The following is a 6,434-nucleotide window of genomic DNA, read 5'->3' as shown; positions in this document are numbered from 1 at the left end:
CCGATGCCGATGCCGATGCCGATGCCGATGCCGATGCCGGTTTCCTGGTATCCCACCGAGCCGACAGTCCAGCAGGCCAGTTATCCACAGCCGGGTTATCCACAGACAGGACGATGCGATAGCCGGTTCAGTCTCGGGGGAAGACGATGAGCCCCGTGACACCGCCCTGCCTCGATCAGACCGAACGGCGACGTTCGGGTCTGCCAACCAGGCGCCGCCCTCTCGGCGGAAACTCGCAGAAGCTGGTAGGCAGGCTGGCTGCCGCCTTGTTGTTCTCCGAGCTGTTCTCCAGCGCAGCCATCCTCTTCCCACCTACCTCAGATGAGCGTGGCCAACATCCGGCGGTCACGCCGGCAGCAGTCAAGACCGTGCTTGGAGATGCACACCTGACCGAAGCGACAGGGACGAGCGGGCATGAGCTACTCACGACGCCGCCACATGACGAGCGGAGCGCCGCGCCACTCCACAACGAGATCGTACGATACCATCCTGTTACCAACCAGCCGAGTCCTCTCTCGGAGGCAGCCCCGGAGTCGGTGGACACTCGAACGCAGGCGCTACTGAGGTACTACGGCGTACGACTATCCATCGCCTTATCTGCCATACTGACGGCAGGAGTGATGGTTGCACTAATGAGGCGACGGCCACGATCTAGCGGCAGCAACCCCCTTGGGCAGCTCGAGACCGGGTTCCGTCTCGCCTCGGACGTGAGGGCGGCCCAATTTCTCGATCAGGCATTGCGGCTTCTTTCCGCAGAGCTCACCGTAGCTGGCCGCGCTCTGCCATCCGTATACGCGGCAACCCTCTCCGACAGCGAGCTCGTCCTGCATTTCGCACCAGTCGAACCTGACGGGCCGCCCGCACCGTGGCGGGCTGGCGAGATACCGGGTGCCTGGCTCATCGAGCGGATCGCCACCACAATGGACGGTCTACCCGTTGATACTGGATTGAGAATTCCAGCGGACACGCCAGCTCCCTATCCAGGCTTGGCCACTGTGGGTACGGACGACCGGGGAGCTCACGTTCTTATTGACGTCGAGGCTGCTCCCGGGATCGTCAGCCTTGGCGGAGATGCCGCGCTCGCACGGGAAGTGGCCGTGTCCATCGCGGTGGAATTGTCCACGAATCCCTGGTCGGACGACCTCCGCATATACATGATCGGGTTCTCCGAGCGCTTCGTGCCGATCGCCCCGAATCGGCTGCGATCCAGCACCAGCCTCGGTGAAATCCTGTACGAACTGGAAAATCGCGAGTCGCGGCGCGGCCGTACAACTGGCGCCGGGGTCCTGAGCAGTGGACCCGGCCCGGTACTCCGGGGGCGGCAGGCCGCCCGAAACCAGGCATTGTGGGCACCGGACCTGCTGGTTCTGTCCGCTCCTCCGTCCGGCGATGAAGTAGCACGGCTTTCAGCTCTCTGCGGGGACCCCAACCGGGGAGTTGGTGTTGTGACCGTCGGCGATTCGACCGCGGCGCGCTGGCGCTTCATGGTAAATCCTGCCCGTAGGTTGCATCTCGGTGTCCTGGGCCTGGAGATCAGTGCTCAGACGCTGAGCACACATGAGTACCCCGCCATTATCAAGATGTTCCGCAAAGCGAACACGGTATACACGATCCCTGGCCCAGCACGCGCCATATCGCATACCGCAGGAACGAAAACCGCAGATCCAAGCTACCCGTACCCCGCCTTTCCGCCGCCACAACAGGTCTCTTCTCCGGGCGCACAGTCACTGCGCCGTCCCGACCTCAGGGGCGACGCAGCGCAACTGGGCAACCGCCGCCGCGGGAGCGCGGAGGCCGGTGAAGTCATCGCGTTCCCGGACGGAAACCGGATGACTCCCACTCCAGATGCCGCTCAGATGTTGACGCCATGGGTGCCCGAAGTTCCGCCGTGGATGCGTCCGCACACGTCCGCGACGGCATCAGAGCCCCTCCGTCGAGATCATCCACCGATTCCGCCGGTGCCGCCGGTGCCACCCCCATCCGCACCCCCGCGGACACCCCCGCCGGCCATCGCTCCTCCGGCTGGCCGGCCGCCCAAACCACCGCTACCCCCGAGCGAACCACCGACGCGATTTGCAGAGCACCCGGACAGCCCCGACCCGGCAGAACACATTCATGATCTTTTCCTGTCCGAGAGTACGTCTACTCAGGGATTCCGGGATACATCCGCCTGGGAGAACGGGGCAATGCCGGAGTGGGAGGCCCGAGCTGCCGAGGCGCCCGCAGAGCCTGTGTCGCTGCGTTCTCCCAGTGCGCAGGACACGCCCCCGCATCCGCTCCCATCATCGACCGTCTTTCCAGCCGGGGCTCCCCGCCTGCCATCCGCGCATCCTCTGGATGAGATTTGGCCAGCACCATCACCGATCCCGACAGCGCAACCACTGAAGGCAGCAGAGCCGGTAGCTCAGCCTCCCTGGCGAATCCCGCCGAGTGAACTGCTCTCGGGCACGGCTCCCACTGACGGCAGCCTGCCCCGGACGGGTCTGACTGGCAGCACACTGCTACCCGCCCTTTCGGCTCCGCCTCCACAGCCAGCGGCATCGCCACCGGCTGTATCGCCACCGGCTGTATCGCCACCGGCTGTACCGCCGCCGGTGATGCTGCCGGCCGGTTCCGGAAATCCGTCCCAATCGACTGATGTTGAAATCCGGATCATGGGGGACATCGCCGTCGAGGCACCCGGTCCCTGCGATCCAGATCGCAGGGACTTCCTCACCGAACTGGTGGTGTATCTCGCTCTCCATCGCTCAGGAGTGCTTCCCGGCGTCCTCAGCGCGGCGCTCCTGCCGCCCGGGGCTGCCGATGACATGATCAGGGGAGCTCTCGACCAGGTCCGTACCTGGCTTGGGGCAGATGACGGAGGTCATCCACGTATCACGGTCGGTGATGACGGACGCTGGCGCCTCGCTGACGGCGTCCGGTGCGACTGGGACTTTTTCGTCGCCTACGCCCACCGGTCCGCCCAACCGGAGTCAGACGCCGAAAGTGATCTGACTACAGCATTGCGGCTGGTCACAGGCCCATTGTGGGCGAATCTACCGAAAGGCCACTACCGATGGCTGGCCTCAAGCAGGATCAGGACGACCACAGCCACCGCCGTTGTCGACGTGGCCCATCGGCTCGCCAGCCTGACGCTCGGTCATGGCGACACTGTCATCGCTATCGCGGCATGCCGTACAGGCCTGCGTGCTGCGCCGACGGCCGAGGTTCTGTGGCGAGATCTGCTACGCACGGTAGCAGCCCGCCGCGACCGTAAGGCTCTGGAAGCAGTGATCAACGAGATGTACCAGATGATCGCGCCACGACGGACCGGCCTCAAGGTCCAGGCGGAAACGGATGCGCTGGTACACGAGCTGTTACCGGGATTCCGCCGTCGATAGGAGGTCGTCAATAGGGAGGTCGGTAGGGGATGTCGTCGATGGAAGGACGACGGGGCCCGCCCGCTTTACCTGTTGGATCAACCGTACGGCCCGCCGGGGCGGTATGGCAGAGGACCGGGAGGGTAGCTCGGCGGAGGCGGTTGCCATGGTCCCGGGATAATCCGTGGGCCCCGGAGGCGTGTCCCGAAAAGCGCCAGGACCGCGATTGCTCCGAAGGCGGCAAGGTGGATGCTTGACAGATCCAGCGTGGTTTCACCAAGGCGTATCACAACATCGCGCGTTCCCCAGGCCAGCACGACGTGTCGTAGCAGCGCCACGGCAACAGCCACCCTGGCCGCAAGCAGGAAGAGCCGGTCCGACCGACGATCGCAGAGCAGGCCGAGAGCCAACAGCCCGATCAGCACCGCAAAGTTGTCGACCGCATAAACATAGAGGTCCGGATGAAACATCTCGAGCGCGCAGAGTCCGACCACAATCGCCGCGGTGAAGAACGTCACGCTGCGGGGCTGCACGAACAATGTGGCGAGAAGCAGCACGCCACCGATCACAGCTGTTCCGATCAGGCTCGGCTGCTCCGAAAAGACGTGGTACTTCCAACGCAGCTCCGCGGGGGCGAACACGACGACACCCAAACCACCGGCCAGCAGACAGAAGACCGTCCATCGACGGAAAGTCCAGCCGGCGGTCCAACCCCGCCAACCGAGGATGACGACCAGTGCCGCAGCGGCACCAGTTATGATCAGCCACCCCCCGACGTCGAGCGACGAGCCGTCGAGCGACGAGCCGAACTTCGACGAGCCGAACTCCTCCTGGAGAAAGCCGAGTTTCGCGATCGACATCACAGACAGACCGACCACGCATCCGGCCGCGAAGTCACGCCAGGCAGCCCAGCGGTTTCCGATTACCAGACCGACAGTCATCACCGGCAGCGCAAGGAATGCTACCGCAATCTCCCCGAAAACGTCCCATACGTCGTAACCGTTGACGATTACAGGTACCCCCAGGGCGAAGGCCCGCAGTGTCACGGGAATGGCCGTGAGCACCGCTGCCGCCAGCAGAGCGGCCAGAACGGGTATCGACATCGGCGAAGAGCGGCCAAACCATCCCTGCTGAGGTGGGCTGGGCGGTGCGAGGATCCTGCGCCGGTCCGTTCCGGCCGGTGGAGGGGGAGGCTGTGCACTCGAAAGATCGCCCTGGACGGGCTGCTCCCCGGCCTCCCACGGCGGGAGCGGAGGTCCGACCCGAGTGTGGCCCGTTTCGGGTGGTGGCGACGGAGTCTGCCAACCCGACCACGCAGATGCCTGGCCGCGGCCGGCGGAGGGTTGGGGCGGTCCGAACCGGCCGGGCGATGGCGCATCATCCAGGTCACCGCGGATGACGCGTGTGGCAATCTGTTCGGCATCGGTGACGCCGTATATATGCCGTCCGGTGAGGCTGGCCACCACATCCACGGCGGTGAAGCGCTCGGCCGGCGACTTCGCCAGCGCTCGGGCGATCACGGAGGCGAACGGGGCCGGAATCCCTTCGAGATCGGGAGCGCCTCCCAGGACCCGAGCCATCGACGCCGCCGGCGTCTCGGCCGCGAACGGATGCCGGCCCATCGCGGCGAACGCAACGCAAGCGCCCCAGGCGAAGATGTCGGCGGCAGGCCCGGCCCGTTCTCCGGAAAGTTGTTCAGGAGCCATCCACGCGACGGTTCCGATACTGAAGCCGGTTTTCGTGTTCATGGTGGCGTCCGAGAGCCGGGCGATACCGAAATCGATGACCTTCGGCCCGTCCCAGTCCATGATGATGTTCGTGGGTTTGAGGTCGCGGTGTACCACACCAGCCGCATGGATGACGACCAGGGCCTCGGCAAGACCGACCGCGAGGCTCATCAACGTTGTGCCATCCAGACGGCCGCGGCGGCGTACCGCGTCTGCCAGGCTCACGCCGTCCACGTAGGCGGTCGCCATCCAGGGACGGGGGGCGTCCACGTCGGCATCCAGCACTTCGGCCACGAAAGTGCCACGAACCCGCCGGGCGGCGGTGACCTCCTGGCGAAAACGGGCACGGAACTCGGGGTCCGCTGCCACGTTCCGGTGCGGGAGCTTGATTGCCACAGGTGTGTCGTCCGGGGCGAAAGCCTGATAGACGACTCCCATGCCGCCTTCGCCGAGACGGCCGTGCAGCCGGTAAGGCCCGACGGAACGCGGATCGTCAGCAGCCAGTGGCGCCAGCACCGGCTCCCCTCTCGCCAACCCCCGTCACGAGCGGAGAGTACCCGACTGGACCGACCTCACCGGCCTCCCAGTCAAAAACCTGCCGGACATTTGCAGGCCGTCACCAGGTCCGTGATATGGACATCATCGAGATCAGACGGACAGAGCGGGTGCAAGGATCGCAACCGTCGCGGCGAGAACGACCACAACGATCATAGCGGCGTGCAAGCTGATCATTTCCGCGAGTCCGCCGACGAGCGGTGGACCTATGAGCCAACCCACGTAACCAAAGCTGATGACCCTGGCAACAGCGGCTCCGGCGGACGGAGACGCAGCCGGACCCGAGCCACGAGCGCCGAGCCGCCCCGCCGCAGATATCGCTGTCGGGACGACACATGCCAATCCGACACCGATGGATCCGAAGCCGACGATCCCACCAAGCGTTCCGATGCCGGTGTCCGCGACGGCCAGCGCGGAGAGGAACACGACACTCGTGGTCCCGGCCGAAACCCGGACCATACGGGCGGCTCCTACAGCGCCTGTCACCCTGTCACCCACCAGACGCCCGATCAGCATCGTCCCTGTGAACAGGACGAAACCGATGCCGGCGACATCCGTGGATGCACCCGTCACGTCCCGCAGGTAAAGGGTGCTCCAGTCCGCGGCCACACCCTCGCACAGGAAGCTCGACAGGCAGATGAGGCAGAGTGTGACAAGCGGACGGTTGGCCCTGTGGCGGACGTTCGGGCCGCGTCGAAGATTGCGCGGATTACGTGCCTCCGCGAGCGCCCTGCCCCCGGTCGTGTCGGTCGCCCCGGTCCTCTCGGTGTCCTCGGCGTCCTTGCTCTTCTCG

The 6,434-nt window shown here is 65.5% G+C and carries 2 protein-coding genes and 1 pseudogene; 1 reads left to right on the top strand and 2 read right to left on the bottom strand.

Annotation, left to right across the window (positions count from 1 at the left end):
- Positions 1-2,654: 2,654 nt before the first annotated feature.
- Complete coding sequence (locus tag DD1DGNOD_RS00520) at positions 2,655-3,380, top strand: bacterial transcriptional activator domain-containing protein (protein WP_131769190.1); 726 nt, start codon at positions 2,655-2,657, stop codon at positions 3,378-3,380.
- A gap of 77 nt (positions 3,381-3,457) precedes the next feature.
- Here the strand turns inward: DD1DGNOD_RS00520 and DD1DGNOD_RS00515 are convergent, their stop codons facing one another.
- On the bottom strand, positions 3,458-5,602 hold the full coding sequence (locus DD1DGNOD_RS00515; protein ID WP_131765068.1) for a protein kinase domain-containing protein: 2,145 nt from the start codon (positions 5,600-5,602) through the stop codon (positions 3,458-3,460).
- A gap of 132 nt (positions 5,603-5,734) precedes the next feature.
- Positions 5,735-6,434 (bottom strand): annotated as a pseudogene (locus DD1DGNOD_RS00510) (MFS transporter); the annotation flags it as partial.

The sequence above is a fragment of the Candidatus Protofrankia californiensis genome, assembly GCF_900634765.1.
GTDB lineage: Bacteria > Actinomycetota > Actinomycetes > Frankiales > Frankiaceae > Protofrankia > Protofrankia californiensis.
Note: the sequence above shows the minus strand (reverse complement) of the source record. Positions and strands in the feature narration are given on the sequence as shown.